Source organism: Jiangella mangrovi, assembly GCF_014204975.1.
Classification (GTDB): Bacteria; Actinomycetota; Actinomycetes; order Jiangellales; family Jiangellaceae; genus Jiangella; species Jiangella mangrovi.
In genome coordinates this window covers 1,887,877-1,913,045 of record NZ_JACHMM010000001.1, presented here as the reverse complement: position 1 = coordinate 1,913,045, position 25,169 = coordinate 1,887,877, and the positions used below count along the sequence as shown (strand labels likewise).

The window sequence follows — 25,169 nt, the reverse complement described above, 5'->3', positions numbered from 1 at the left end:
GAACGCACGAAGGGCGCCGTCCCCACTGGTGGATCGGCGCCCTTCGTCACTGCGGCTGCAGGACCCCGGCTACAGGCGTTCCGGCACGCCGGAGCGCTGCGGCGCCGGGCTGGTGAGCTCGGCGATCAGCCGGACCGTGGCGTCCTCGAGGTCGTCGCCGAGGTCGGCGCTGATCGCCGTCATGCGGGCGATGGCGTCGTCGATGCCGGCGCGGTTGCCGGCCAGGTGCTCGGCCCGGATGCGGTCGCGCCACAGCAGCTCCATGCCGGGCTCGACCTGCAGGCCGATGGTCGACGCCTTGCGGGCGAGGTGCGCGTCGCCGCCACGGGTGGCCCGCTGGGCGAGCTCGTGCGCCGCGTCGACGATGGCCGAGATCATCTCTTGCTTGAGGTGCTCGGCCCAGCCGTAGCGGCGCGGGTTGACCCCGGTGAACGGCTGCCCGCGGACCAGCTCGAGCGCCGCGACCAGCTGCGGTGTGCCGGCCAGCGTGGGGTCGTCGCCCACGAGCGCCCGCCACTGGTCCCAGTCGGTGGTGACGCCGGCGTGGAACCGGTAGCCGGAGTCGACGCGGGGCAGGTAGTCGTCGCCGTGGGCGTCGCGGCCGAACCAGCGGCGCAGCTTCGAGATGGCCGTGTTGCGGGTGTTCTGGGTGACCCGGCTGCCCGGCCACATGGCGTCGTCGAGCGCCGAGTGGCCGCGTCCGGGGTTCAGCGCGATGAACGCGGCGATCTCGGTGAGCTGCCGGTACTTGGACTGTTCGACCGGCCCTTCGGCGTCCTCGACCTCGACCGGGCCGAGCAGCAGCACGGTGGGGCCGTCGCCGGGCACCGCGTCGTGCTCGGGCGTCCGGTCCTCGGGCGTCCGGTCCTCGGGTACGACGGCGACCGGCTCGTCGGCGACGGGGTCGGGTGCGGACGGGCGGTCGAAGTCGGCCTCGAGGCTGTCGAGGGTGTCGAGCAGGCCCGGCCCGACCTCGCCGGGGTCGGGCTCGCCGACCGCGTGGCCGGAGGCGTCGACCCACGGCCGCGCCGGCTGCGACGTGATGCCGAGCAGTTCGAGGATGCGCGTGTACTGGTGCCGGTCGAGCCGCTGCGGGTGCACTTCGACGCCCACCGGCTGCAGGACGGCGGCGTCGGCCTGGCCGTCGACGAGGTCGAGCGACCACTGGCCGACCGCGCCGTGTCCGCTGGTCAACGCGGCGACGGCGACCCGCGGGAGCGACTGCACCAGCTCGGCCAGCTGCTCCTCCTGGTCCGGGCCGAGCGGCTGGCCCAGCAGGACGATCTCAGGGGTCCAGGCGGCGACGGCGACGCCGCGCGCCCGGGCGTCGTCGAGGGAGTAGGCGCCGGACTCGGCGAGCGCCGCACGGTCGTTGCGGGCCCGCGTGGACAGCTCGCCGAGCAGGCTCCCCACCGACGGCAGGTAGCGGATGCGGCCGGTGTCGAGGCCGTCGGCCAGCTCCGGGCACGTGCCCACCAGCGTGACCTGCAGGTCGTCGGCCCACGGACTGGTGGCCAGCTCGACCGCCAGCGCCGCCATGACCTCGCGGGACCGGTCGTGGTCGCCGACGACGGCCAGGGTGCCGAGACGTTCGAGGTCGAGCAGCAGGTGGCCGTCCTCGGGTCCGTGCCCGACGGTGACCAGACTGGGGTAGGGGGCCGGCACCTCGCGCAGCTCGGCGGCGTCGAGGGTGCGCACCGCGGCCGCCGGCAGCAGCCACACGTGGCCCTGCTCGGTCGCGACGAATGGCGCCGGCAGCTGGGCCTCGTCGGCGAGGTACAGCTCGAACTGCTCGGACGTCAGCCGGCCGATGCGCAACGGCGGCAGCGCGATGCCGCGGTGGGCGCAGTCGGCGGCCAGCCCGCGCAGCGCGAGGTCGACCAGTTCGACGCTCATGGGGTCGGCGACGCCGCGCAGCTCCTGCTCGGTGTCGGCCAGGGCGCCGGCCGGCATGGCGATGCGCTCGCCCGGCTCGCGATGCCGCTGCTGCGAGCGCCGCCGGACGGCGAGGAAGGCCAGGACGCCCGCGGCCAGCAGCGCGCCGACGCCGGCGGCCGTGCGCACGGGCAGGACGGTGTCGTCGCCGACGGCCTGGGTGGCGGTGTCGCCGATCTGGGAGCCGTCGGGCTCCTCGGCGGCAGGCGGCTGCGCGGGCACCTCTTCAGCGGGCGGTTCCGCCGGCTGCTCCGCGGCGGGCGGCTGCACCGGCTCGTCGGCCGGCGGCTCAGGGGCGGGCGGCTCGGGGGCGGGCGGCGCCACCGGCTCGCGCGCGATCGGGTCGGCCACGACCGGCGGCGTGCCCGCCGTGCCCGGGACGGTGATAGTCCAGCCCGGCCGGATGACGTCGGGGTCGGTGAGCCGTCCGCCGTCGGGCTGGACGGTGTCGCGGGAGGCCTCGACCAGCTCGGGGAAGCGGGCGCCGTCGCCGAGGCGCTGCTCGGCGATGTCCCAGAGGGTGTCGCCTTGCGCCACGACGTGCGTGGTGGCGCCGGCGTCGGCGACGGGGACGGCGGTCTCGGCCGGCTGGGGCGGGAGCAGCAGCTGCCAGCCGGGCGCGATCCAGTGGGTGTTGTCGAGCGTGCGGCCGCCCGGCTGTGGGGCGCCGTAGTTGAGCTCGGCGATCTCGGGCCAGCGCATGCCGTCGCCCAGTTCGTGCTCGGCGATGCGCCAGAGCGACTCGCCGCGCTGGACGGTGTGCGTGCGCTGGACCATGGCCGGTGCGGCCGCCTCGGGAGTCGCGGCCGGCGCCGTCTGCGCCGTCGCGACCTCGGGTGCGGCCTGTGCGGCCTGTGCGGGCGCCTGCGTGGTCACGACGGGGGCCCGCTGCGGTGCCGGCGGCTGGACGGGTTCGGCGGCGCTGGCCATGCCGACCGGCCCGACGACGAACGCGGCGGCCACGGCGGCCAGCAGCCCGGCGGCGGCCCGCTGCTGGAACCGCAGCGCCGGCAGCCGGGGCGCCTGGCGTCCGCTGAGCGCGGCCGGGATCTCGACCAGCAGGCCGACCGCGAAGCTGATCCAGCCCAGCCAGGCGATCCAGACCAGGGCCTGCAGGAACAGCGAGCCGTCGTCGGGCTCGGTGAGCGCGGACGTGATGTCGCCCCAGCTGGGCACGGAGCCGGGCAGCGGGTTGCCACCCAGCGCGACCAGCGCGACGGGGATGCCCACCAGTACCGCGATGATGACGACCAGTGCGCCCAGGCCGCGCAGGACGGATCCGAACCGCGATCGCCGACCGCGGGGTCTGACGTCAGTCCCCGATGACATCGTGCGCCGGGGACGGGTGCTGCGATGGGTTCGAGGCACGGGGGTGCTCCTCACTGTTCCTCACCGACTCCTCGCGCGAGGCGGGCCTGCGCGCTGCCGGTGGCCTGTGACGTCGGCTGCCCGATCAGGGACAGGAAGACGTTGTCGTAGGTGATCGCGGTGTCGACCTGGACGGTGGTGTCGTTGACCCGGCGGCAGTCGGTGGGCTCGCCGCCGGCCGCCGTGACGTAGCCCGTGGCGGCCTGGCAGGCCTGCGCGAAGTCGATGGTCGGGTGGCCGGCGCCGGCGCCGTCGATGATGACCGCCTGGGCCCCGGTGCGGGCGGCCTCGGCGGCCATGGCGTTGGCCCTCTGCATGGCGCGGATCTTGCCGCCGCCGTCGACGACGAGGCCGATGGCCAGGAACAACGCCATGACGATGACCACGGCGAAGATCGCGACGGCCCCCCGTTCGCCGTCGAGCCGGACGCGCCGGAACCGCCGGGCCGTCATTGCCGCATCCTGTAGGTGTCGAGCGGGCTCTCGACCGTCTCGGTGATCTCGCGCGAGCCGGGCAGCCCGGGGATGGCGACGTCGGAGAGCTGGACGCGGCACGTGACCGTCGCCGAGACGGTGGCGGGCTCGCCCGGCGGACGGCTGAACTGGCTGGTGTCGATCTGGATGCTCGGGCCGCCGACACACAGGAGGTCCTGCCGTTCCAGCGACTCCTCGGCGGCGTCGCGGCCCTGGGACAGCGCCTCGGTCTCGGTGCGGGCGATGGACGCCGTCCGGGCCGCCTCGGCCGCCGCGTGCTCGACCGAGCCGCCGGCGATGGTGACCCGGCCGCCCAGCACCAGCAGCGCGATGATCATCAGGAGCCCGGGAGCGACCACCGCGAGCTCCACGGTGGCCGAGCCGCGCTCCGTGCGCCCTGCACGCGCGGCCATGTCAGTCCGGCCCCGTGAAGCGTTCGACCGGGCCACTGGCCGACTGGGAGACCAGGTGCCCCGACCAGCCGGGGAACAGGCTCTGCGACGATCCCTCGACGGTGATGGTGACCTGGGTGTCGCCACCACTGGACGTGACCGCGATGGCGGTGAGCACGCCGTCGGCGCCGGCCTCTTGTGCGAACGACCGGGCCTCGGCGACGCCGTCGGCGAGACTGGCGCCGTTGCTCGTGGCCGCACGCACGCCTTCCTCGGCGGCCGCGAGCGCGACGTTGCGGGCGTGGTACCACAACGCGCCCTCGATGACGCCGAAGGTGATGAGCAGGACGACCGGGAACAGGACCACGAGCTCCAGCGTCGCCGCGCCTCGTTCGGGACGTCCGGGGAGGCGGCGTCCTGGAAGACGCCGCTGCCCGTCACGTGGCCGGCGGCTCATGGCCTACTGGATCTTCGCTTGTTCGCGGTTGATGACGCCGATGATGATGCCCACCAGGGCGACGGCGGCGACGAACACCGCGGCGGCGATCACGACGTACTCGAGGGTCGTGGCGCCCTGCTCGCGGCGGCGTTCGGTCAGCTCGGCGTAGCGGTCGCGCAGCTCTGCGGACAGGACCGTCATCCATGTCTGGAGTTGCAGCATTGTCGTGTTCCTCTCGGGGGTGCGGGCTTTTCCCGACCCGTCACAGCTGTAGGCATGTCCGGGGAGACTTCTGTGACGTGCCGGAACCGGGGAATTCCTAGCTGAGGAAATAACGGACAAAGGTCATTCGAGCATACGCATCACCGTCGGAGCCGCCAGGAGAGCCATGAAAACGACGCCCAGAAGGGCGACGGGCATGACCATTCGTTCGCTGTCGGCATTGGCGCGGGCGTGCTCGGCCGACAGGGTGGCGTCGCGCAGGCCGCTGGCACGGGCGCGCAGGCTCTCGTAGACGGTGGCACCCTCCTCTCCGGACAGCCGCATGATGTCGGCGAGATCGTCCAGGTCGCTGAGTCCGAGCTGCACCGACAGCGCGTGCAGCCCCTCCCAGGGCGTCGTGCCGGACCACCGGGCCCGTGCCAGCTCCTCGCGCAGTCGCTGGAACACCCAGGAGTCGCCGACCTCGGCGGCGTTCTCGAGCGCCTGCGTGGAGCCGGCGCCGCCGGCCCGCTCGAGCGCGACGAGGTCGATGTACGCGCCCAGCGCGCGGGTGAACTCCTCGCGGGCGTTGTTCGCCTTCTGCCGGGTCTCGATGTCGGGCAGGAACCACATGACGACGGCGAGGATCAGCCCGACGAACGCCGGCACAGTGAACGGCAGCGACACCCCGGTGATCATCAGGGTGAGCGTCAGGATGGCGGGGAACGCCAGTCCGAGCAGCGCCCACAGCGCCTTCTCGCCGTAGTAGCGGTAGGCCGGGATGCGCAGCAGGTCGAGCTCCTGCCGGGGGAGCCGGAAGCCGACCAGCGTGGGCAGCCGCTGCTCGAGGAACCGGCCGAGGCGGTCCTGGAACAGCGAGCCCGACTGGGTGGCCTGCGGCTCCATGGACCGGGTGGTCTCGGTGCCGGTGTCGTGCAGCCGGCCCAGCGTGGCCCTCAGGTGCGGCTGTGCCGGCACCAGTTCGCGCACCACGAGCGCCAGCCCGAGGCCGGCCAGCGCGCCGGCCAGGATGCCCAGTTCCCAGATCATCGCGCCTCCGCCCGGTTCGGCCCGGTCGTGGAGCGCAGGTCCCAGCCCATGATCCGCGGCAGCGCCCGGGGCTTGGTGATCTGGCGCATCCACAGCAGGCAGAGGACGTAGCAGCTGAGCAGCACGATGAGGATGATCTGGCCGATGGCCGTGCCGTACGGCTCGATGTAGGAGCTGTTGAACGTCATGAAGCCGAGCACGACCAGCGTGATGATGGTGACCATGCGCGCCGTCGTGCGGGGCTTGGACCGGTCGGCCTCGATCTTGCGCCGCACCTGGACGTCCTGCGCCACCGTCGCCGCCAGTCCCTCGAGGACCGCCGCCAGGCCGGCGCCACGCCGGGTCGCGCCGAGGATCAGCGACGACGCGATGAGATCGCCCGTGGCGTCGTCGAGGTCGTCGGCGAACGCCCGCAGCGCGGCCACCGTCGGCCACCGGGCCCGCAGCCTCGCGACCAGCGTGGTCACGTCGGCCCGCAGCGCGTCCGGGGTCGACTTCATGGTGGCGGTGATGGCCTGCTCGAGCCCGACGCCGACGGTGAGCACGCCGGCCAGCGACCGCGTCCACTCCTCCATGGCCTCGAGCTTGGCGACGGGGGTGGCCGATGGCGGCGGAGCCAGCAGCGCGGGCAGGCCGATGAGGGCGGCCGGCACCAGCACGACGAGGATCAGCCAGCCGGTCAGCAGCCAGGCGGCCATGCCGCCGGCCAGGCCGATGGCGAGCAGGACGCGCAGCTGCCGCGCGGCGGGGTTCCGGCCGCCGGTCATGCTGATGTAGCGGGCCTTGAGGCGTTGGCCGGCGGTGGCCGGACGGGCCTGCACCGGCTGCGGGATCAGCCCGGCGACGACCACCATGAGCCCGCCGAGCACCAGGACCGCCGCGAGCGCCGCGGCGAAGGGCATCACGGCACACCGCCGTGGTCGAGCAGCCGCGGGTCGAAGCCGACCCGCTCGAGGTCGGACAGCCAGATGGGCGGCGTGCCGGGGACGGCGTGGCCGTCGGAGCCGGGCTGGAACACGTCGGTGATGGCGGGCAGGCCGTGCTCGCCGGGCTCGACGGCGATGATCTCGCTGATGTAGCGCGAGCGCTTGCCGCCGGCGTGGCTGTTGTCGATCAGCTCGATCTGCACGATGAGGTCGATGTGCTCGGCGATCTGCCGGTACGCGAACGACTCCGTGACGTGCTGTCCGGCCTCCATGGCGCAGGTGACGAGGCGCTCGATGGCGGCCCGCGCCGAGTGCGCGTGCGTCGTCGAAAGCGACCCGGCGCCGGACTGCATGGCCTTGAACATGGGCAGCACCTCGCGGCCGCGGACCTCGCCGACGATGAGCCGGGAGAGGTTCATGCGCAGTGAGTCGAAGACGAGGTCGTCGAGGGTGATCTCGCCGACGGCGCGGCCGTCGGGGCCCCGCTCGCCGCTGCCCGGCCGGGCCTCCCACGCCACGATGCGCTTGTGCCGCTCGGGCATGTCGTGCAGGTGCAGCTCGTACTCGGTCTCGATGGTGCCGATGCGCTCCATGGGGTCGAGCTCGTTCGTGAGCGCCCGGACCAGCGTGGTCTTGCCGGCGCCCTGCGGGCCGGACACGACCAGGCTCTTGCGGGCCCGGACGGCGGTGGCCAGGAACGCCGCCGCGGCCGGGCTGAGCATGTCGAGGTCGACGAGCTCCTTGATGCCGATGTCGGTGAGCCGGTGCTTGCGGATGACGGCGACCGGCCGCGGCGTGATCCACGCGGTGGCCGCCAGCCGCGACCCGTCGCGCAGCCGAAGGTGCAGCCGCGGGTTCGACGGCGAGAACGGCCGCTCGTTGGTGCCGGTGCGGGTGGCCAGGAACGACAGGGTCTCGATGAGTTCCTCGTCGCTGTCGGCCACCGCCGGGCCGTCGACGATGCGGCCGTCGTCGTAGATGAGGTGGACGTTGTCGTGGCCGTTGATCTCGATGTTCTCGATGCCGGGGTCGTCGACCAGCGGCTGCAGCCGGCCCAGCCCGAACAGCGCGGCCATGATGGCCTCGGCCAGCTGGATCTGCTCGTCCGGCGTGATGATGGGCAGGCCCTTGGTGAGCGCCCGCTCGGCGTGGTCGGCCAGCAGTTCCACGACGATGCTGCGGCCCAGCTCGCGCCGTCCGGCGTCGTCGAGCCCTTCGCGGCTGCGCAGCGCGTGCGCCAGCTGGTCGGCGGCCTGCTCGCGGTAGGCGCGGACGAGGCCCCAGTCGACCTCGCCGCCCGGCCCTGTCATGGGCCGCAGCATGCCGTCGCGGTCGAGCCGGGCGAACCCGCCGTCGTCGTCGGAGCGGCGTGCGTGCTGCCCCGACGCCGGCCCGCGGCCGCGCTGCGCCGTCGCGGAGGCCAGCCTGGCCTGCAGCGACCTGCGCAGGTCGCTCTGGCCGGCCGGGCCGCGCAGCGCGTGCTGGTCGACCCACTCGTCGCCGCCGTTGCCGCCGTTGCCCTGGTGCTCCGGCTCGGCGAACAGCGGCAGGTTCTCGAGGCTGGCCGCCGCGTTCGTGGGGTCAGCCATAGGTGTGCTCCTCCATCAGGGACTCCGCGGCCGGGGCCAGCCGGGTGCGATGGCGCTCGATCAGCTCGTGCACGGCGCCGATGACGACCCGGGTGCTGCGGAACAGTGGCGCCGCCGCGAACCGCCGTCCGTACGGCGCCCCGACGCTCAGGGAGTCCGACGCGGCCTGGTCCCAGGCCATGGACGCCAGCACGGGCACGCCGAGCGCGGAGTGGATCTCGCGCGCGCGGTACGGCTGGCCCTCGCCGACCAGCAGCATGGCGAGGGTGTCGTCGCCCTGGCCGAGTTCGACGAGGTCCTCGCGCAGCACGTTCACGCGGGCCCGCGCTCCGCTGACGGCCGGCAGCGTGGTGCGGGTGACGAGCAGGACGGCGTCGGCGGAGCGCAGCAGCGGCATCGGGCCGTGCCGCATGCCGAGCCGGCCGGCGTCGACGATGACGTCGGTGCCGGTGCGCTCGAGGTGGGCCAGCACGATGCCCAGCGGCGACCAGAGCTTGTCCATGCTGGGCGCCTGCTGGGCGTTGACCAGGCCCGGGACCAGCCGGACGCGGTTCTCGATGAGAGCGATGGTCTGGTCGTAGAACTTCTCGTCGAGCACGCCGCGCCGGTGCGCCACGGCCAGGCTGACCAGGCCGCGGTCGGGCGGGACGGTGCCGCGCAGGTAGCCCGCGAGGATGCTGCTGCTGCCGGCGACGTCGGCCTCGACCAGCACGACCGGTCGCGGCCACAGCATGGCCATGGCGAGCGCCGTCGTCGTGACGCCGGGAGCGCCACGGGCCGAGGTGAGAGCGACGACCGCCATCACTCGCCTCCCGCGCGCGACAACAGGATGACGACGACGCGCCCGGTCGCGACCCGGGCGGCGAGGTCGGCGGCGCGCACCTCGGGCAGGACGACGTCGACGACGCGCAGCCCGGTCTCCTCTTCGACCGTCGACGAGACGACGGTGGCCTCGATGGAGTCGGGCGTCGACCCGGGCGGGTCGTCCTGCGGGTTCGGCGTGTCGACGACGCGGACGATGTCGCCCGGGCGCAGCGGCTCCCTGGGCAGCTGGGCGCTGGTGACGGCGACGCCGACCATGGCCTCGCCCTCGCCGGGCTGGACGGTGCCGCTGAACGAGTTCTGCGTGATGAGCGAGCCGGCGGGGAGGTCGAAGGCCGCGTAGTGGTCGACCACCTCGTCCTGCCGTGTCGCACGGACGGGGTCGAGCGCGGGGTCGGCGTTGATGTTCGCCGTCGTGAGGTCGTCGGCGGTGATCAGCTCGCCGCGGGCGATGTCCTCGCGCACCGCGATGACCTCGACCGTGTCGCTCATGCTCGTGGCCAGCCAGGCCGCGCCCAGGCCGCCGAGAGCGACGAGGGCCACGCCGAGGCCGATCAACGCCGGCCGGCGTCGCTGCTTCGGGGGTGCGGCGACCGCCGGTTCCAGCTTGGCCTCGGCGATGTCGAACTGGTCGTCGAGGTGATCGGAAGCCGGCTGATGGGTGGGGGGCGAACTCATCGTTGCCGTCCTGCTTGTCCGGGGAAGGGGGGTGGAGCTAGGTGGTGCCGTCGAGGTAGTACGCGAGTGCCAGGGTCGCCAGCCGGCTGCGGGAGCCTGCGCCGAGCTCGGTGACGAGCCTGTCGAGTACCTCGAAGTCCTGTTCGTACAGACGGATGTTGAGCGGTGAGAGGGGCTGGGCCACGGGAAGCTGGGGCTTCGCCGTGCGGGCGGTGAAGAGGCGTCCTCCGATGCTGCTGGACTCGTGGTGCAACTTGGTCAGGTGCTCGTGCCCGGCCTCGATGGCGTCGATGAGGATCTGCCCGTTGGACCTGCCGGACCGCTGGCGCTCCGCCGCCACCAGCGAGAGCAGGGACGACGGGACGTGCACGACGCTCGGCCTGATGACGGGCGCACCGACCGCGGGGCTCATGCCCTGCTGCAGGAACTCAGCGGTCGGGGTGCTCTCGGTCAACGCCGGCCTCCCTCGAGACGGTGCGAGGCCGCGCCCTGCACGGGCGGCCTCGTGGCTCGAGGGTATGTGACTGGGGCCACAACCGCATAGGGCACGGATTGTGAAGTCTTGGCGAGCGTCTGGCGAATGTATGACCCATGTATGGGCTCCGTCCGGGGCCGCGTGAGCCGCCCTGCCGGCTCACCCGTTCAGACGATCCTGAGCCCAGACCCCGGAGCGCGCAACCCGAACGAGCCACTTCGATGATCATGGAAGTGGCCCGTGTGACGTGCGTGAACGGTGTGGCCGTGGGTGATTGGCGACGGTGTCAGCGGTGCGGTCGGGCGGGTCCCCGGCCGGGTCCGCGGTCAGGCGGCCGCGGGGACGTCGGCGCGGACGTGCGCGGCGACCTTGCGGACGGCACGGCTGGCGCGCTGCCGGGCGGCCGGCCAGCTGAGCCCGTGCCGCTCCGCGGCCGCAGAGCCGCCGTCGGTCCCGGGCGCCGGCGTGTAGATGTCGAGGATCAGCGTCGCGTCGGCCGCCGTGATGGTGCCCTCGTCGACGGCCCACGTGAGCAGGTTCAGCAGCTCGTGGTCGGCGGTGGTGCGGCTCGACGGCGGCAGCGGCGCGAGGTCGGCGGCCAGGACGTCGGGACTCGTGGGCGTCTCGCTGAGCTGATGGGTCAGCTCGGTGGTCACGGCGCGCAGGGTCTCCATCGCGATGTTCGCGGCGACCCTGGCCGGCCGGCGCTCGATCGGGTAGGTCGCGATGGTCGTCCACAGGGCGGCGACGGCGGTGTGCTCGAGGCTGGGCCGGGTGTCGCGGCCGGCTCGCGCCATGGCGATGCGCACGGCCTTGCCGAGCATCAGCTGCAGGACGGTCCGGCCGGCCAGCGAGTCGCCGGCGCGGGTGAGGCGCAGCAGCGCCAGCAGGATCCGGTCGGCCTGCTCGCCATCGGCTCCCGCGACCGCGAGCTCGACGTCGCCGAGCGCCAGGCAGCCGGTCAGCTCGGGGTGCCGCGCGGCCCAGCCGGCGACCACGGACTCGGTGCGCGGGTCGGCGCCCAGCCGGCTCCATTCGGCGTTGAGCTGTCCCACGAGGCTGGCGTCGCTGCGGCGGCGGGCGCCGGTACGGGTGACGTCGGGGGTGGCCTCGTGGGCGCTGGCGAGGGTGGTCGGCATCGGGTGGCTCCTCCGGGGTGGATCGACGCGTCCACCGTCCTCCGCGGGGCTTGCCGAGCCTCTTGCCCGCGGTAGCCCGGACCCGGTTGTCCTTCTTGCCCGCTCGAGGAGTTCGCAGGTCAGCGACTTGCCCGATGACCGTCATGATCCGAATGCCCGATCCTCGCCGCCAACCCGAAGCGATCACCCCGTCACAAGACGGCATCCCCCGGTACCTACGCAGACGACCGACCCGCCGACCGAGGAGCCCGCGATGACAGAGCGCTTCAGCAACCGGCAGTCCCTCATGGACGCGGCTACGGTGCTGGCGGCGCGACGGGCCATCGACCGCGAGCTGGCGCACCTCATCGCCGACCCCTTCGACCGCGACGCCGCCAAGCGGCTGAACGACGTCGTGGGGGCCAACGCCGACCGCGCGCAAGAGGCGCTCGAGCGCCTGGTGCACGTCACCGAGCTGCGCGAGCCCTGGGAACCCGGCACGGCGGGCACCGACTCCGGTGCGGGCTCGGACGTCGAGGTGGCTCCGCCGTCCTCGAGCCCGCATCGGCACGACGCGTTCGAGGAACCGGCGCCATGAAGATCAACTGGGGTTTCGGTCCGCCCAAAGAGGCCGACGGCGGCGACTCCGGGTCGCGCGAGAAGCCCGCGTCCTCCGAGCAGCACACGTGGACAGGCGGCTCGCAGCTCGCCACCCGTGTGGTCGTCGGGCTGCTGTGGGCCGCGCTCATCGCCGGTCCGCTCGCGCTCGCCCTGCAGATGCTGATGCCCGACTCCCGTCCGGTGGTCCGTCAGGACGGCTACGTCGACCGCATCGGCGAGGCGGCCGCCGTCAGCGAGTTCGCCGAGCGCGCCGTCGTCGCCTGGCTCGAGACGCCGGGCGAGGAGTCCGACGCCCTGCGTGCCTACTTCGGCGACATCGGCCTGGCCCGCCCCGACATCCCGTGGACCACCGGTGGCACGGCCGTCGCCGAGATCGTCAAGGACGACAACGGCCTCTGGGCGGTGACCGTCGGCGTCGACGCCACCGAGGGCGAGCTCCCGGCCGACGTCGCTCCCGCGCAGGAGCCCCCCGAGGAACCAGCAGACGGCGAGACCCCGGCACCGGACGACGCCGAGGCGGAGCCGGTCCAGCGGGTCACGTCCGGCCGCCTCTACTTCCAGCTGCCGGTCCTCTACGTCGACGGGCAGATGATCGCCCAGGCACTGCCCGCGCCGGTGCCGGCGCCGGGCGAGTTCGACCAGCTCGCCTCCGCCTACGACCACGGCCTGGCCGCCGGGCACCCCGCCTTCGCCCGGGTGGCCAACTTCCTCAACGCCATGCTCGTCAGCGGCGACCAGGCCTCACTCGAGGCCTACAGCAGCCCGGGCACGTCGTTCCGGGCGCTGAACCCGGTGCCCTACGCCGGCGTCAGCGTCGACACCCTGGTGGCCACCGGCGGCGAGGCCCCTGCCGAAGAGCCGGCCGACGGCGAGACCGCCGAGGTCCAGGCCAACGTCACGCTCAGCGGCTCCAACGGCGAGCAGCTCGGCGCGCAGTACTCCCTGGTGCTCCAGGCGCGCGAAGGACGGTGGGAGGTGGCCCGGCTGCGCACGTCGCCCGCGCTGGCCGAGCCCGTCCCCATCCCCGCTCCGTCGCCGGTCACCCCGCCAGCTCCTGGGACGAGCACCTCTGAGGGGACCTCGTCCCAGGGCCCAACCGGAACACCGTCCGACACACCGACGAGGGAGGGCGGATCAGACCCAGAAGCCACGGGGTCGGCCACCGAGTCGCCCTGACCGTTCACCGACCTGACCACGCACCGCAGCCCGCACACAAGGAGTAGGAGCCATGAGCCACATCACCGGACTCACGGCGACGGCACCCGACCTCGCCACCTCGTCCATCACCATCCAGGCCGGACTGCTCGACTGGACCACCGACACCGCCTCGAACCTGCAGGGGGTGCTCCGGGTGGTGGCCATCACCGTGGCCATCCTGTTCGTAGTGTTCAAGGCGGTGCAGTCGAAGTTCGCCATCGGCACGATCATCGTCTCCGCGCTCGCGGCCGGCGTCTTCATCTGGATCGTCTACAACGTCACCTCCCTGCGCGACACCGTCGGCGAAGACCTCCCCGGGTCGGCGCCGGTGTCGCACCAGGTCGATCTCACCTAGCCCGGCCACAGCAGTCCCGACGCAGGCCACGAGACCCCAGGGCGGAGGTGACGATCGATGGCCGAGGACCCCGACGACCTCGAGACCGTCAAGTACTACACACGGGCGCGCAAGTTCCCGCAGCTGCTCGGGCGCATGCCCGACGGCACGAAGATCCCCGGCGGGCCGTACACGGTCCAGCAACTCATCGCGGCCATCGTCATCATCGTGGTCGGCGGCCTGACCATCGACACCTGGGGCGTCTTCGGCGTGTTCGGCAACGTCGCCCTGCTGTTCGGGACGGCGTTCGGGGCGGTCTTCCTCATCGGCCGGCTGCCGATGAACGGCCGCAACCCGCTGTTCGCCCTGCTCGGCCTGTACCGGGTGCTCAACGCGCCCTCGTCCGGGAAGTACCAGGGCCGGGCGGTGAAGTTCCGCCGGCCGCGGCGCATCCGCCACCGCACCAACGTCTTCCTCGGGTCGCTGCCCGGCACCGATCCGTGGGCCGGACTCGAACCCGGCATCGCGGCGGCCGCCGGCACCGAGCTGCCCGCCGGCCTGACCGACGGGCTGCGGCGCCGACTCGAGCGGACCCCGCCGCCGCTCCCCGAGGCGCCCGGCGAGCCCGCCGCGCCGGAACCGGTGGCGGCACCGGCCACCGGGCCGCTCAGCGGGGTCCAGGCGCTGCTGGCCCTGCTCCCGCCCGACCAGCAGGACCCCGCGCCCGACGGGCGTGGGCAGGCGCCGCGCGTGCCGCGCACCCGCGGTCCTCAGCGCACCGCCGTCCGGCAGGGGAACGGCCGGTACCACGACACTTGGGGTGAGGACGATGCGTAGTCCGGCGCGAGCCATGGCCGGCCACCTGATCTGGTCGCGCGGGGGGACCGTGTGGGCGACCTGGCGGCTGCAGGCGCTGCCCTACGGGTTCCGTCCCGACAAGGACAAGCACGGCGTGCGGGCGGCACACCAGGCACTGCTGCGGGCGCTGCCCGGCGAGGCGCTGCTGGTGGGCGCCTGCGCCGCGCTCGACCCCGCCGCCATCGTCGAGCGCATGATCACCGGCATCCCGCTCGAGCACTGCCCCGAGTGGGCGGCCGAGTGCGAGGCCACGCTCGACACCCTCGACGACCTCGCGCTCGGCCAGCGGACGTTCTGGCTCAGCGTGCCGCTGCGCAACCGCGGCCGGTTCGGCAACCTCGGCGAGTCCTTCCACGCCGCCGTCGACGACTTCCGCGACCAGCTGGCCCTGCCGCGCGCCGGCATCTCGCCGGCCGAGCTCAAGGTGCGCACCGAGCAGGCCCGCAAGATCGAGCTCGGCATCCCGGCGGTGTTCCGCCCGCGGCCGGCCTCCGTCGCGCAGCTGGTCTGGCTCTACCAGCACACGCTGCAGCGCGGCCTCTTCGCCGACATGGACCTCCCCGAGACCCGCGCCGACCACGAGGCCGCCGTCGTGCCCCGTCACGGCGTGCTGTGGCCCGACGCCCTCATCGACGAGGGCGGCCAGTCCGAGCTCGACCGCCGTCAGCTCAAGAACTGGAACCCGCTGCGGCGCAAGTACGTCAAGATCACCCAGCCGGACCAGCCCGACGCCGTCTCCTACCAGGGCCTGCTCGCGCTGGCCGACACCCCGGCGGACGGCATGGTGTTCCCCGGCGGCGAGTACCTCGGCCGGGTCGACGACGCCGGCCTCGACGTCGACTGGGCGGTGCGGCTGCACACCCGCACCCGCGAAGAGGTCATCGCGCGCAACCGGCGCGCCGTCGCCAACCTCAACGACCAGTTCCTCCAGCAGGAGGGCCAGCTCACCACGGGCATGCACGCCATCGAGCGGTCCGCCCGCGACCTCGCCGAGTACGAGGCGCTGCTCTCCGCCGACGATCTCGAGGTCGAGGTCGAGGCCACCGTCATCTTCTGCGTGGCCGGTCGCACCGGCGAGCAGGTCATGGAGCAGGCCAAGGAGCTGCAGGCCTTCTACGGCGCCTCCGGGTTCAAGCTCACGCACCCGCTGGGCAACCAGGAGGACCTCTGGTGGGCCATGCTGCCCGGCACGCCGCTGGCCAAGTCGGTCCGCGAGTTCGCCCAGATCACCACGTCGCACTCCTTCTCGGCGTCGGTCCCGGTGGTCACCTGCGACGTCGGCGACAACAAGGGCACTCTGCTGGGCCTGAACATCTCCACCGGCCAGACCGGCGTCGTCCACCACGATCCCGCGGGCGCGACCACGCGGCTCGACGTGTCCGGCTCGCTGGCCATCGCGGGCGAGCTGGGCGCCGGCAAGTCGGTCGCGCTGAAGAAGATCGCCGCCGACACCGTCGACCGCGGCGGCCGGTTCATCGCGCTCGACCGCACCGAGTCCGGCGAGTGGGTCACCATGGCCCGGGCGCTGACCACCCCCACCGTCGTGTCCGTGGTCGACCCCACCATGAGCATGGACCCGCTCCGCGTCTTCGACCGGCACACCGGCTCGCGGGTCGCGCAGTCGTTCCTGACGCCGCTGCTCAACGTGTCGCCGACGTCGGAACGCGGCGTGCTGCTGTCCGAGGTGCTCGAGGTCGGCTACCTCGCGCGGCACGGCATCCGCGGCCTGGGCGACCTCACCAAGCACCTGCTCGAGAGCTGCACGCTCGACGGCGCCTACGAGCTGGGCCGGCTCATGAACGTGTTCGCGCGCAAGGAGTTCGGCCGGGTCATCTTCGACACCTCGCTGCCGCCGGTCGAGCTGAGCGACCGCGCCATCGTCTTCTGGACCCGCACGCTCGAGCTGCCCGACCGCGACGAGCTGCAGCACGCGCACCTGTTCGAGCAGATGAAGCTCGAGAAGATCTTCGGCCGGGCCATGTACGCGCTCATGGCGTCGATGGGACGGCAGGTGTGTTTCGGCGACCGCTCCGAGCTGGCCCTGTTCATCGTCGACGAGGCGCACCACGTCACGGCGTCGCCGGAGGGCGAGCGCGAGATCACCGTCTTCGTCCGTGACGGCCGCAAGCACCAGGCTGCCGTCGCGCTGGGCAGCCACGACCCCGAGAGCGACTTCGGCGACGCCACCCTGCGCGGGCTCATCCCCACCCGCATCCTCATGCGCCACCGCGACAAGACCCTGGCCAGGCGTGGTCTCAAGTGGCTCGACCTCGACCCCGACGACGAGTCGCTGGTCGCGCTGATCACCGAGCACACCAGCCCGGTCGGCCCCGACGGCGTCCCCGAGATGCGCCGCGGCGAGGCGCTCATGCGCGACGCCCTGGGCAACGTCGCCCGCATCAAGGTCATGCCGCCGTCGCGGCCCGAGCGGTTCGAGGCCATGAAGACCTCGCCTCCCGAGGTCGTCATCGGGCAGCGCCATCCCGGCGCCGGCATGCTCGGCCGGGCGACGGCACCCTCCGGCGCCGGTGAGCTCGCGGGCGGCGACGGCGACAGCGGCGGCCGCCGGCCCGAGCTCGAGGCCGGTCGGTCCGACCACGCCGTCGGATCGAGGCCCGCATGAGCGTCGTCGCCGGAGCCGTCAACGTCGCCGCCCGGGCCTGCGAGGCCTCGGACGGCAACGGCCTGGGCGACCAGCACCTCACCGCCGTCGGCGCCTGCGAGGTGTCGGCGTTTCACGTGCAACTGGCGCTGGCCGGTGGCATCACCGACCCGTTCCACCTGATCTTCAAGGTGCTCATGACGATCACCTGGGCGATCTACCAGTTCCAGGTCATCGCGCTCGCGTGGGTCACCGACTTCGTGCTCGGCATGACGTGGCTCGACTGGTTCACCGGCATCGCGGGCGACTTCCAGGACTCCGTCGCCGGCATGCTGTCGAACCTCAACGTGTACGTGGCCATGCTGACGATCACGGCGTTCGTCTGCATGTTGTGGATGGCCAGAGGCATGTGGGGCAAGGGCATCCTCCAGCTGTTCCTGTCGCTGGTCATCGCCAACTACGCCGTCGCGGCCATCGCCTACAGCGAGAACCGCCCCGACAACAACCTCGCGCCCATCAACCCGATCACCTGGCTCATCGGCGACAACGACAGTCAGGACGGTCTGCTCTACGACGCCCGCGACACCTCCAGAGAGCTGGTCGGGCGCATCGTCTCGGACGACTCCTACTACTACGAGGGCGACGATCCGGGGCCCGACCAGGTCACGCCGGGACAGAGCATCCTCGACACCTTCCTGTACCACCCCGCCATGCTGGTCAACTTCGGCTTCATCCTCGAAGGACAGTGCGAAGAGGCCTACGCCATCGCGTTGTCCCACGCGGGCAACGGCTCCTCCAAGGACGATCTGAGAGAGGCGCTGGGCGATCGCCGCGGCGCCGGCTCGGCCGCCGACGGCGTCGACACCGGCTCCGAGCTCACCGATCCCGGCACCTGGTGGGGCGGCACCGGCGACGAACCCGTCGACTACGACCCCGAGGTCTGGAAGGTCGTCGGGTCCTGCACCACCGACAACGTCGACGCGTTCGCCAAGATGGCCCGGCCGGACAGCTGGATGGCGCAGTTCGCCATCCAACCTGCGGTGACCATTCTGGCGGTCCTCATCCTCATCATCGCCGGCGTCGTGTTCATCGCCGGTCTGTCCGCCCTGGTCCAGTGCATCAAGCTGCTGGTGACGCTGCTGATCGCGATCCTCCCGGGCGGCGCCAGAGGCCTGCTCTGGCGCAACATCGGCCAGCTGTTCGCGACCGTGCTCATGATGATGTTCTGCATCCTCTTCCTCGGCGTGTTCCTACACGTCGTGACCGACATCATGGCGTCCGGCAGCGCCCCCATCGGCAACCCCGACGATCGCTCCGTGCGCTGGGCCGAGATCGGCAAGTTCATCCTCGTCGACCTCTTGCTGGTCGCCGGCATCGTCCTCTTCTGGCGCGGCCGCGGCGCCGTCCACGAGACCAAGGACCGCGTCGCGGCCGCCATGGCGGGCTTCGGCGGCGGTGGTGGTGGCGGAGGCGGTGGTGGCGGCGGCTTCGGCGGCAACTCCCTCGTCCCCGCCGGCGGCGGGCCCGGCGGCGGCATGCAGCGGGCCGCGGGCCGACTCAACGCCATGAGCGACGCCGCCCGCAACGTCAAGGGGATCGCGCGCTCGGCCGGCCTCGCCTGGGCCACCGGCGGTGGCTCCATCATCGCCAAGGGAGGCGCGCTTGCGGCCAAGAACACCGTTCTGCGCCGGGCCGCCCGCGGAGCCGGCGGACTCGCCCGCCAAGGCGCGTCTGCCATCGGCGAGACCAGCCGGAGCGCGGCCCACACCGGCATCGCGGCGGCCCGCCGCAGCCGCGTGGGAGTCGAGCTGTCGAGGACCAACACGCGCGCACGCGGCCGGATGCACCAGCTCGGAACGGTGCCGGGCCGGCTCGGCGCGGCCGCGCGGAACAAGTATCGCGAGCGGGTCTATCAGGCAGGACAAGCAGGTCACCTGCCGGTCGACGGTTTGCGGTCCATGGCGCACCGAGCGCGTAGCGGCATGACCGACGGTATGGCGCGCATGGCCGGCGGCCGGTTCGGAACGGCGGGAATGGCCAATCGTGCCTACCACGCCGTCGAGGACAACAAGGCCGGGCAGGTCCAACGCAACTACGAGCGGCGCATGCGGGCCGAGGCCGCCGACCGGGCGAAGCAGGATGCCGACGGCCGGTACAGGTCGGCCAAGGCGCGAGCGGACCTTACCAAGAGGCGCTACCAGGCGCAGGCCGCGGCCGAGGCCGAGGATCGGTGGAGCGCGCGGCAACGTCGCCGGATGAACCGCGACTTCGCCCGGCAGGAGTGGGAGAGCCGCCACCGTGGCCGTTCGTGATTGCCAGGCCGCTATTCCGGCGGCTCGATTGCGCGCGATCATCGCTGGTGCCTACGCTGACCTGGAGCGATGTTCCTGGAGGTGGCCGGTGCCGCACGCACTGCCTGGTGCGCGTGCCCGCCTGATGCTGGGCGGCCGGCATGGCTGACGTCGACTACTACGACATCCTGGACGTCCGCCCTACCGCGACAGCGGCGGAGATCAAGGCCGCCTACCACCGCGCCGTCCGGACGACGCATCCCGATGCCGGCGGAACGGCGGGCATGTTCCGCCTCGTCACCGACGCCTACCGAACTTTGTCCGATCCACAGGCTCGCGCGGCTTACGACGCCGGTGCGGGGCGGGAGCCATCCGCCGGATCGGCCACTGGCACCGCCGCTCCGGAGGCCGACTGGGGTGACGAGGTGAGCTGGCAGGCGGGTGCCGCGGAGCCGCCGCCTCGTGCGCGTCGAACGCCCGCGTCCCCGACTGACGAAGAGCTCGTGGACCCAGGCCCGTCGCGCCTCGACCTGTGGGTGGTGGGTCCGCACGGCCGGGCGGTCACGCGGTGGGGCGGCTGGGCGATCTTACTGCTGTTCTGCCTCTTCACCGCCGTCCTCGTCTGGTTCCCTGGGTGGATCCGGCCTGCCGCTGCTGGCTCCGACATCTTCGGCGGCCTCCTCGACCATTCGCTGGTGCTCTGGATCGTCGTGGTGATGTACGGCGTCGCCGCCTACTTCGCCTACCTGGGCGCACTGTGGGGACCGATGGCGGTGGTCCACCTGGCGGTGTTCGTGCTGGTGGTGGTGGGCTGGCCGTTTGCCTACTGGAGCCTCGCCAGCACTGGGGAGCGGGTGGCCTTCCTGGGCATCGGCGCGTTGTGGATCGTCTATGCCGTGGCGATCACGATCCTCCCTGCCTGGCAGGGTGATCAGATCCACGACGACCGTGAGGCGTGATCGACTCGGCAGCGAGTGCCGCCGCGAAGCATGATGGTCGGGTGGGTTCGCGCCGGCTGAAATCGACCACGGAGCCGGCCTGATGCAGCCGATGACTGACCGGCTCGGGCGGCGGTGCGCGGACCAGGCGGATAACGTGGCTCAGATCGACTACTACGACATCCTCGACATCCGCCCGTCCGCGGGTCCGGAAGAGATCAGGGCCGCGTACCACCGAGCCGCCCGGTCGGTGCACCCGGATGCCGGCGGCACCGCCGACATGTTCCGCCTCGTCGCCGAGGCCTACCGGACCCTGTCCGATCCGCATCTCCGCGCCGCCTACGATGCTCGCGCCGATCTCGACTCGACCATGGCGAGTCGGGGCGGCTTCGGCGCGACGTCGGCGGAGCGGGATGAGGCGCCAGCAGGGTCGACGCCGCCCGAGGAGTTCGCCGACCCGGGGTTCTCGAGGCTGGACCGGTGGATGGTGGGCGGTGCCGGCCGGACCGTTGTGCGATGGGCGACTGTGGTCGCGGTAGCCATCTTCGCCGCCATCACCTACATCCTGGTCGAGCACCACACGCTGGTTCGACCAGAGGCTGCTGGCGAGGATGCCTGGGGCGATCTTCTCGCCAATACCTCGGTACTCCGGATCGTCCTGATCGCCTATGCCGTCGTGGCACTCGGCGCGTACGTCGGTCTTCTGCGGATCCCACTGGCGATCATCCATGGGACGACGTTCCTCGGTGTCGTGGTGTGGTTCGTCGTGTACTGGGGCCTGGCCAGCAGGACGGAGCGGCTCGGTTTCATCGCGGTCATAGGGCTGTGGAGCATCTATGCGGCGGTGATGGCTGTCGTTCCGTTGCTACGCGAGTCGCGACTGGCGGCAGACTCCGGGGCCGAGTGAGTATCAGGTGAGTTCGTGGCGAGTCGCGCCGCCGGAGAGTTCCGGCGGGATGTTGGCGGCGATGGCGCGGTCCTGCTCGTAGCTGGCCAGCTCCGTCACTTCTACCGGGCCGAGGCGCGCCGTCAGTGTCTGGACGTGCCAGGGGGCCGCCGCGAGCGCCACTTCGGCCTCGGCCTGGGTCATCCTGCGCGGCACCCGGATCGACCGCAGCGCCAATACAGCGATCATCGTCTCGGTGGTCGCCCGCAGCAGGCCCGCCTCGTGCAGCCGGGGGATGTCGTTGCGAACGCCCTGGTAGAGGTAGTCCTCCGCGACCAGCGGCTCCGCGACCGTGGTCAGGACCTGGCGGCGGACCGGGGCGGGCAGCACGTCGATGATCTCGGGCGCGTCGTCGTCGAGCGAGCCGGCAGCGGAGTCCGCGGCCGCAGCGACCTCGACCGCCACCATGCCGGAGCGCTGCCGCACCTCGCCGACGAACGGGTGGGAGCTGACGCCCAGGCGCCAGGGCGTGTGCGGGCGGAACCGGTGGCCCGGCCCGTCCACCGGCTCCAGCCCGCGGACCGCCTCGACGATGACCAGCCGCGTCCGATCGACCGCCCAGGCGCCGGCGCGCTGGAAGACCTCGTCGCCGCGGCGGCGGGTCCGCGGCGCCGTCGCCCCGGCGACGAACGGCTCCTTGGGGACGCAGCCGTGGTGGTCGAGCACCACTGTGACCTCGGCGGGGATGCGTTCCCAGCTGTGCCAGGGTCGCTCCGCCGAACCGTCGAACGAGCCGTCCAGGGTCGAGGCGGACGGGCCCGCGTCGACGTCGACCTCGCCACGCGAGCGGGGGGAGAGGTCGCGGGAGGCGGAAGAGTGGTCGTCGGGCATCGCGTCCTCTGCGGGCGGTCGTCGGCAGCACCACTCTAGCCAGCGACAGCCCCCGGCCCGCCTGTCACAGCCGGACTCCCCACCGCACCTACATCAGCAGAACCGGACGCGGAGAGGACCTCGCGCGATGAACGACAGCAACGGGCACGGGCCACGCAGCCAGCTCGATCGACTCCGAGCCATGCCCGGCCCGCAGAAGACGCTCGGCGGCCCCGGCACGCCCGCACGCAGCGACAATGCCCCGGCGAAGCGGGTCCCGGCGACGCTCGACCCCGCAACGCTCGCCCCGTCCTCACCGGATCCGCTGGTCCCGCTCACACTCTCGGCGGTCACCGCGATCCTCGACGGCATGGAGGCGAAGTACTTCGTCGACGGCGACGATGCGGTCGGCGGGGTGTGGGAGAACGGCTACTTCTACTTCTTCCTGCTGTCCGAGGACGGCTCCGATCCGGTCTTCCAGGTCTATGGCCAGTGGGAACGCGCCCTGCCCGCCGAGCTCTACGCCCAGGTCGCCATCTTCGCGAACGAGTGGAACGCCGAGCGGGCCTGGCCCAAGGCCTTCGCCCGCACCCTCGAGGACGACTCGGTCGGCCTCTACGGCGAGCTCACGGTCGACTTCGGCCCGGCGGTCGGCCTCGACCAGCTCGAGCGCACCGTCAACGCCGGCCTGGCCAGCTCGCTCGCCCTGTTCGACGAGGCCGCACTCACGTTCCCCGAGGCCGTCGCCATCGAGTTCTGAGCACCGCCCGGCCTGTCACAGAACGGAGCCCGCGCCGACCTACGTAGGTGTCCGCCCCACGCCGCCGCGGCGGACGCCCGGATGGAGGGCGGGGTATGGCACAGGGCTCGGTCGTCGCCGGAGGGGCAGCCGCGAGGCGCACCCGGACGAAGCCTGCGCGCACCCCTGGCAGCAAGGACGGCAAGGGGGGCAAGGGCAGCAAGAACGGCGCTAACAAATGGCTGCTGGGCATCGCGCTGCTCACCGTCTTCGGTGTGGTGGGCGCCGCGTCCATCGCGTTCATCCCGGTCGCCACGGTCATGGCTCTGTGGTGCGAGATCACCGACCGCGCCCCGCTCGCCGAGTGCACCATGCAGCCCGGCGGCCAGGTCTGCACAGGCGACGCCACCATGGCCAACGTGCCGGCGCCGTGGGCCGAGATCTTCACCGCCGCCGGCGACGAGTTCAGCATCGACCCCGCGTACCTCGCCGCCATCTACATGACCGAGAACGGCAACGCCTGGAAGGACCTCGACACCGACTGGCCCAGTTCGCCGTGCTGTCACGGGCCCATGCAGTTCAATCTGGGCGCGGGCACCTGGGACGCCTACAAGTTCAGCGCCGACGGCGGTCCACCCGACTACATGGACCCGGCCGACTCCATGTTCACCGCGGCCAACCTCTTCACCCACGCCGACGGCCTGTACGGCAGCGTGACGCCCGAGACTCCACTCGGCGACGTCGCGCGCTGGGATCCGGGCACCTTCGTCTACTCAGCGGCCAGCTACAACGCCGGCCCGGCCGGCAACTGGAACAACCCAGAGACACTCCGCTACGTCGAGAACGTCCACGCGCTCATCACGTCCAACTTCACCCAAGGCGGCACCGGCAGCTACGGCGAACTCGCCACCTACCCGCCGCCTCATGGCATGGGCATCGGCGAGGGCGAGGGCGGCGAGGACGGCGCCGGCGGCGGCTGGACCGGCTGCGGCGGCGGGGTCAGCGGCGGCGGCCTCGACGGCGTCGTGCGCATCGCCGAGCAGGAGTACGCCAAGGGCATCGTCGAGCAGCCGTTCGGCAGCAACTGCGGCCCCGTCATCTCCGACACGTACATCGCCAACGGCTGCGAGGAGTGGTGCGCCGACTTCGTCAGTTGGGTCTTCCAAGAGGCCGGCATCGCGTTCGAGGCCGAACCCGGCACGCAGATGTACTTCTGGCGACATCCCTGGCAGATCCCCGCCGTCATCGGCATGAAGGCCTGGTTCCAGTCCGGCGGCCACGGGCAGGAGTTCATCCCCGTCGGCAGCGGCGGACCCACCAAACCGCCCCGCCCCGGTGACGTCATGATCTACTCCGGGCACGTCAGCATCGTCGTCGAGGTCGACGAGGCCAGCCGCACGCTGGTCACCGTCGGCGGCAACGAGAGCAACCGCATCACCCGCGCCAACGGCACGTTCAGCATGGGCCCGAGCGGCCCCGTCGTCGGCTATGGCCGGATGAACCCATGATCCGCTCGCGCTCCTCGCTGCTGCTCGTCGGCGCCGCCGTGGTGCTGGCCGTCGTCGGGTTGCTGCTGGTCCTCGGCGGTGGGGGCGACGACGGCGACAGCCCCGGGTCCGTGGGTGGTGCCGCCGGAGGCCGGCCTGGCGAGCGTCCGTCCGAGGCGGCCCCGCCCGCCGACGACCCATCGCCCGGCCCCGGCGCCGACCAGGAGACGGTGGCTCCCGACGCCGGCACCGGGGAACCGCAGCGGACCCCGTCGACGGCCGGCGAGGACGAGCCGCTCGAGCCGTCCGACACCCCCACCGCGCAGCCGACCCCGGGCCCCCGCCAGACCCCCACGCTTCCACCGGGCATGCGCCAGCCCGAACCCGTCGAGGTCCCCGACCCCGGCACGGTCGACGGCGACGACCCCACCGCCGTCGCCGTCGCGGCCCTGACCGCCGCCTACAGCTTCGACACCGCCACCGACACGTCGTCGGCAGACGCCATGGACCGCGCGCAGGTCTGGCTGGCCGCGCCGTACGACTCCTCCGCCTACGACCTCGACGGCCTGCGCCAGGACGTCGAGCGCGACTGGGAGCGCTGGTCCGGGCACCAGGCGTTCGCCTCGATCAACGGCATCGACCCGCACACCACCGACGTCGACACCCCCGACACCGCCACCCGGGCCGAGCGCCGCTTCTACGTCCGCATGACGCCCATCGGCCGCGACGCGTGGAACGGCCCGCTCGTCGAGCACCAGTGGTTCGCGTTCCTCGAGCGCGCGTCGGCCGACGACCAGTGGCGCATCGTCGAGCTGCAGACGCCCCTGGCCCATCGCTGAACCACCCCCTTGTCACAACACCCCCTCCCGGCGCACCTTCG

24 protein-coding genes are annotated in these 25,169 nt (G+C 72.5%); 11 read left to right on the top strand and 13 right to left on the bottom strand.

The annotated features are described in order from the left end of the window. Positions 1 to 69: 69 nt before the first annotated feature. The 12 genes from HD601_RS08855 to HD601_RS08800 all read right to left on the bottom strand — a co-directional run bounded on the left by HD601_RS08855 (position 70) and on the right by HD601_RS08800 (position 11,487). Positions 70 to 3,165, bottom strand: a complete 3,096-nt coding sequence (locus HD601_RS08855) for a LysM peptidoglycan-binding domain-containing protein (RefSeq protein WP_184821122.1) — start codon at positions 3,163 to 3,165, stop codon at positions 70 to 72. 149 nt (positions 3,166 to 3,314) lie between these two features. Continuing rightward, a complete protein-coding gene (locus HD601_RS08850) occupies positions 3,315 to 3,755 on the bottom strand; it encodes a hypothetical protein (RefSeq protein ID WP_184821120.1) in 441 nt (146 codons plus the stop codon). Beyond that, positions 3,752 to 4,189 carry a TadE family protein gene (locus tag HD601_RS08845; RefSeq protein ID WP_184821118.1) on the bottom strand — a complete coding sequence of 146 codons (438 nt, stop codon included), beginning with the start codon at positions 4,187 to 4,189 and terminating at the stop codon, positions 3,752 to 3,754. Before HD601_RS08845 ends, HD601_RS08850 begins: the two co-directional genes overlap by 4 nt. Position 4,190: 1 nt before the next feature. Then, positions 4,191 to 4,625, bottom strand: a complete 435-nt coding sequence (locus tag HD601_RS08840) for a TadE family protein (RefSeq protein ID WP_184821116.1) — start codon at positions 4,623 to 4,625, stop codon at positions 4,191 to 4,193. Positions 4,626 to 4,628: 3 nt separating this feature from the next. After that, on the bottom strand, positions 4,629 to 4,829 hold the full coding sequence (locus HD601_RS08835; RefSeq protein ID WP_184821114.1) for a hypothetical protein: 201 nt from the start codon (positions 4,827 to 4,829) through the stop codon (positions 4,629 to 4,631). A gap of 123 nt (positions 4,830 to 4,952) precedes the next feature. Next, entirely contained in the window at positions 4,953 to 5,858 is a 906-nt protein-coding gene (locus HD601_RS08830) for a type II secretion system F family protein (protein WP_184821112.1), read from the bottom strand. Then, the gene (locus HD601_RS08825) at positions 5,855 to 6,760 is read right to left on the bottom strand and encodes a type II secretion system F family protein (protein ID WP_184821110.1); all 906 of its coding nucleotides are present in this window, start codon (positions 6,758 to 6,760) and stop codon (positions 5,855 to 5,857) included. Before HD601_RS08825 ends, HD601_RS08830 begins: the two co-directional genes overlap by 4 nt. After that, on the bottom strand, positions 6,760 to 8,373 hold the full coding sequence (locus HD601_RS08820; protein WP_184821108.1) for a TadA family conjugal transfer-associated ATPase: 1,614 nt from the start codon (positions 8,371 to 8,373) through the stop codon (positions 6,760 to 6,762). Before HD601_RS08820 ends, HD601_RS08825 begins: the two co-directional genes overlap by 1 nt. Further along, complete coding sequence (locus HD601_RS08815; protein WP_184821106.1) at positions 8,366 to 9,175, bottom strand: CpaE/TadZ family protein; 810 nt, start codon at positions 9,173 to 9,175, stop codon at positions 8,366 to 8,368. The genes HD601_RS08820 and HD601_RS08815 overlap by 8 nt, the downstream gene beginning before the upstream one ends. Further along, positions 9,175 to 9,873, bottom strand: coding sequence for an SAF domain-containing protein (locus HD601_RS08810; protein WP_184821104.1), 699 nt, complete (start codon positions 9,871 to 9,873; stop codon positions 9,175 to 9,177). The genes HD601_RS08815 and HD601_RS08810 overlap by 1 nt, the downstream gene beginning before the upstream one ends. A gap of 37 nt (positions 9,874 to 9,910) precedes the next feature. After that, on the bottom strand, positions 9,911 to 10,327 hold the full coding sequence (locus HD601_RS08805) for a hypothetical protein (protein WP_184821102.1): 417 nt from the start codon (positions 10,325 to 10,327) through the stop codon (positions 9,911 to 9,913). A gap of 347 nt (positions 10,328 to 10,674) precedes the next feature. Continuing rightward, positions 10,675 to 11,487, bottom strand: coding sequence for a hypothetical protein (locus HD601_RS08800; RefSeq protein WP_184821100.1), 813 nt, complete (start codon positions 11,485 to 11,487; stop codon positions 10,675 to 10,677). A 253-nt stretch (positions 11,488 to 11,740) separates the two neighbouring features. On the opposite strand from HD601_RS08800, the gene HD601_RS08795 reads away from it, so the two are divergent. From HD601_RS08795 to HD601_RS08760, 8 genes are all read left to right on the top strand, one after another. Then, positions 11,741 to 12,064 (top strand): hypothetical protein, encoded by a 324-nt coding sequence (locus tag HD601_RS08795; RefSeq protein ID WP_184821098.1) that lies wholly within the window; start codon positions 11,741 to 11,743, stop codon positions 12,062 to 12,064. Continuing rightward, positions 12,061 to 13,263 carry a conjugal transfer protein gene (locus HD601_RS08790; RefSeq protein ID WP_184821096.1) on the top strand — a complete coding sequence of 401 codons (1,203 nt, stop codon included), beginning with the start codon at positions 12,061 to 12,063 and terminating at the stop codon, positions 13,261 to 13,263. The genes HD601_RS08795 and HD601_RS08790 overlap by 4 nt, the downstream gene beginning before the upstream one ends. 52 nt (positions 13,264 to 13,315) lie before the next feature. Then, the gene (locus tag HD601_RS08785; protein WP_184821094.1) at positions 13,316 to 13,639 is read left to right on the top strand and encodes a hypothetical protein; all 324 of its coding nucleotides are present in this window, start codon (positions 13,316 to 13,318) and stop codon (positions 13,637 to 13,639) included. Between the two features lie 57 nt (positions 13,640 to 13,696). Further along, positions 13,697 to 14,455 (top strand): hypothetical protein, encoded by a 759-nt coding sequence (locus tag HD601_RS08780; protein WP_184821092.1) that lies wholly within the window; start codon positions 13,697 to 13,699, stop codon positions 14,453 to 14,455. After that, a complete protein-coding gene (locus tag HD601_RS08775; protein WP_184821090.1) occupies positions 14,448 to 17,099 on the top strand; it encodes an ATP-binding protein in 2,652 nt (883 codons plus the stop codon). Before HD601_RS08780 ends, HD601_RS08775 begins: the two co-directional genes overlap by 8 nt. After that, positions 17,096 to 19,390: a hypothetical protein gene (locus tag HD601_RS08770; protein ID WP_184821088.1), complete on the top strand. Its 2,295-nt coding sequence runs from the start codon at positions 17,096 to 17,098 to the stop codon at positions 19,388 to 19,390. The genes HD601_RS08775 and HD601_RS08770 overlap by 4 nt, the downstream gene beginning before the upstream one ends. Before the next feature lie 140 nt (positions 19,391 to 19,530). Continuing rightward, complete coding sequence (locus HD601_RS08765) at positions 19,531 to 20,328, top strand: J domain-containing protein (RefSeq protein WP_184821086.1); 798 nt, start codon at positions 19,531 to 19,533, stop codon at positions 20,326 to 20,328. An 82-nt stretch (positions 20,329 to 20,410) separates the two neighbouring features. Then, on the top strand, positions 20,411 to 21,214 hold the full coding sequence (locus HD601_RS08760) for a J domain-containing protein (protein ID WP_184821084.1): 804 nt from the start codon (positions 20,411 to 20,413) through the stop codon (positions 21,212 to 21,214). A 3-nt stretch (positions 21,215 to 21,217) separates the two neighbouring features. Here HD601_RS08760 and HD601_RS08755 read toward each other — a convergent pair whose 3' ends face one another. After that, entirely contained in the window at positions 21,218 to 22,084 is an 867-nt protein-coding gene (locus tag HD601_RS08755) for a hypothetical protein (RefSeq protein ID WP_184821082.1), read from the bottom strand. Between the two features lie 127 nt (positions 22,085 to 22,211). On the opposite strand from HD601_RS08755, the gene HD601_RS08750 reads away from it, so the two are divergent. The 3 genes from HD601_RS08750 to HD601_RS08740 all read left to right on the top strand — a co-directional run bounded on the left by HD601_RS08750 (position 22,212) and on the right by HD601_RS08740 (position 25,128). Further along, positions 22,212 to 22,823 carry a YbjN domain-containing protein gene (locus HD601_RS08750; RefSeq protein ID WP_184821080.1) on the top strand — a complete coding sequence of 204 codons (612 nt, stop codon included), beginning with the start codon at positions 22,212 to 22,214 and terminating at the stop codon, positions 22,821 to 22,823. 95 nt (positions 22,824 to 22,918) lie between these two features. After that, positions 22,919 to 24,310 (top strand): CHAP domain-containing protein, encoded by a 1,392-nt coding sequence (locus tag HD601_RS08745; protein ID WP_184821078.1) that lies wholly within the window; start codon positions 22,919 to 22,921, stop codon positions 24,308 to 24,310. Then, the gene (locus HD601_RS08740; protein ID WP_184821076.1) at positions 24,307 to 25,128 is read left to right on the top strand and encodes a hypothetical protein; all 822 of its coding nucleotides are present in this window, start codon (positions 24,307 to 24,309) and stop codon (positions 25,126 to 25,128) included. Before HD601_RS08745 ends, HD601_RS08740 begins: the two co-directional genes overlap by 4 nt. Positions 25,129 to 25,169: the final 41 nt, after the last annotated feature.

Bases quoted from the DNA above. Each gene is read 5' to 3' on its own strand.
- HD601_RS08850 (WP_184821120.1), bottom strand. From the start codon at position 3,755: ATGACGGCCCGGCGGTTCCGGCGCGTCCGGCTCGACGGCGAACGGGGG.
- HD601_RS08845 (WP_184821118.1), bottom strand. From the start codon at position 4,189: ATGGCCGCGCGTGCAGGGCGCACGGAGCGCGGCTCGGCCACCGTGGAG.
- HD601_RS08840 (WP_184821116.1), bottom strand. From the start codon at position 4,625: ATGAGCCGCCGGCCACGTGACGGGCAGCGGCGTCTTCCAGGACGCCGC.
- HD601_RS08835 (WP_184821114.1), bottom strand. From the start codon at position 4,829: ATGCTGCAACTCCAGACATGGATGACGGTCCTGTCCGCAGAGCTGCGC.
- HD601_RS08830 (WP_184821112.1), bottom strand. From the start codon at position 5,858: ATGATCTGGGAACTGGGCATCCTGGCCGGCGCGCTGGCCGGCCTCGGG.
- HD601_RS08825 (WP_184821110.1), bottom strand. From the start codon at position 6,760: ATGCCCTTCGCCGCGGCGCTCGCGGCGGTCCTGGTGCTCGGCGGGCTC.
- HD601_RS08820 (WP_184821108.1), bottom strand. From the start codon at position 8,373: ATGGCTGACCCCACGAACGCGGCGGCCAGCCTCGAGAACCTGCCGCTG.
- HD601_RS08815 (WP_184821106.1), bottom strand. From the start codon at position 9,175: ATGGCGGTCGTCGCTCTCACCTCGGCCCGTGGCGCTCCCGGCGTCACG.
- HD601_RS08810 (WP_184821104.1), bottom strand. From the start codon at position 9,873: ATGAGTTCGCCCCCCACCCATCAGCCGGCTTCCGATCACCTCGACGAC.
- HD601_RS08800 (WP_184821100.1), bottom strand. From the start codon at position 11,487: ATGCCGACCACCCTCGCCAGCGCCCACGAGGCCACCCCCGACGTCACC.
- HD601_RS08795 (WP_184821098.1), top strand. From the start codon at position 11,741: ATGACAGAGCGCTTCAGCAACCGGCAGTCCCTCATGGACGCGGCTACG.
- HD601_RS08790 (WP_184821096.1), top strand. From the start codon at position 12,061: ATGAAGATCAACTGGGGTTTCGGTCCGCCCAAAGAGGCCGACGGCGGC.
- HD601_RS08785 (WP_184821094.1), top strand. From the start codon at position 13,316: ATGAGCCACATCACCGGACTCACGGCGACGGCACCCGACCTCGCCACC.
- HD601_RS08780 (WP_184821092.1), top strand. From the start codon at position 13,697: ATGGCCGAGGACCCCGACGACCTCGAGACCGTCAAGTACTACACACGG.
- HD601_RS08775 (WP_184821090.1), top strand. From the start codon at position 14,448: ATGCGTAGTCCGGCGCGAGCCATGGCCGGCCACCTGATCTGGTCGCGC.
- HD601_RS08770 (WP_184821088.1), top strand. From the start codon at position 17,096: ATGAGCGTCGTCGCCGGAGCCGTCAACGTCGCCGCCCGGGCCTGCGAG.
- HD601_RS08765 (WP_184821086.1), top strand. From the start codon at position 19,531: ATGGCTGACGTCGACTACTACGACATCCTGGACGTCCGCCCTACCGCG.
- HD601_RS08760 (WP_184821084.1), top strand. From the start codon at position 20,411: ATGCAGCCGATGACTGACCGGCTCGGGCGGCGGTGCGCGGACCAGGCG.
- HD601_RS08755 (WP_184821082.1), bottom strand. From the start codon at position 22,084: ATGCCCGACGACCACTCTTCCGCCTCCCGCGACCTCTCCCCCCGCTCG.
- HD601_RS08750 (WP_184821080.1), top strand. From the start codon at position 22,212: ATGAACGACAGCAACGGGCACGGGCCACGCAGCCAGCTCGATCGACTC.
- HD601_RS08745 (WP_184821078.1), top strand. From the start codon at position 22,919: ATGGCACAGGGCTCGGTCGTCGCCGGAGGGGCAGCCGCGAGGCGCACC.
- HD601_RS08740 (WP_184821076.1), top strand. From the start codon at position 24,307: ATGATCCGCTCGCGCTCCTCGCTGCTGCTCGTCGGCGCCGCCGTGGTG.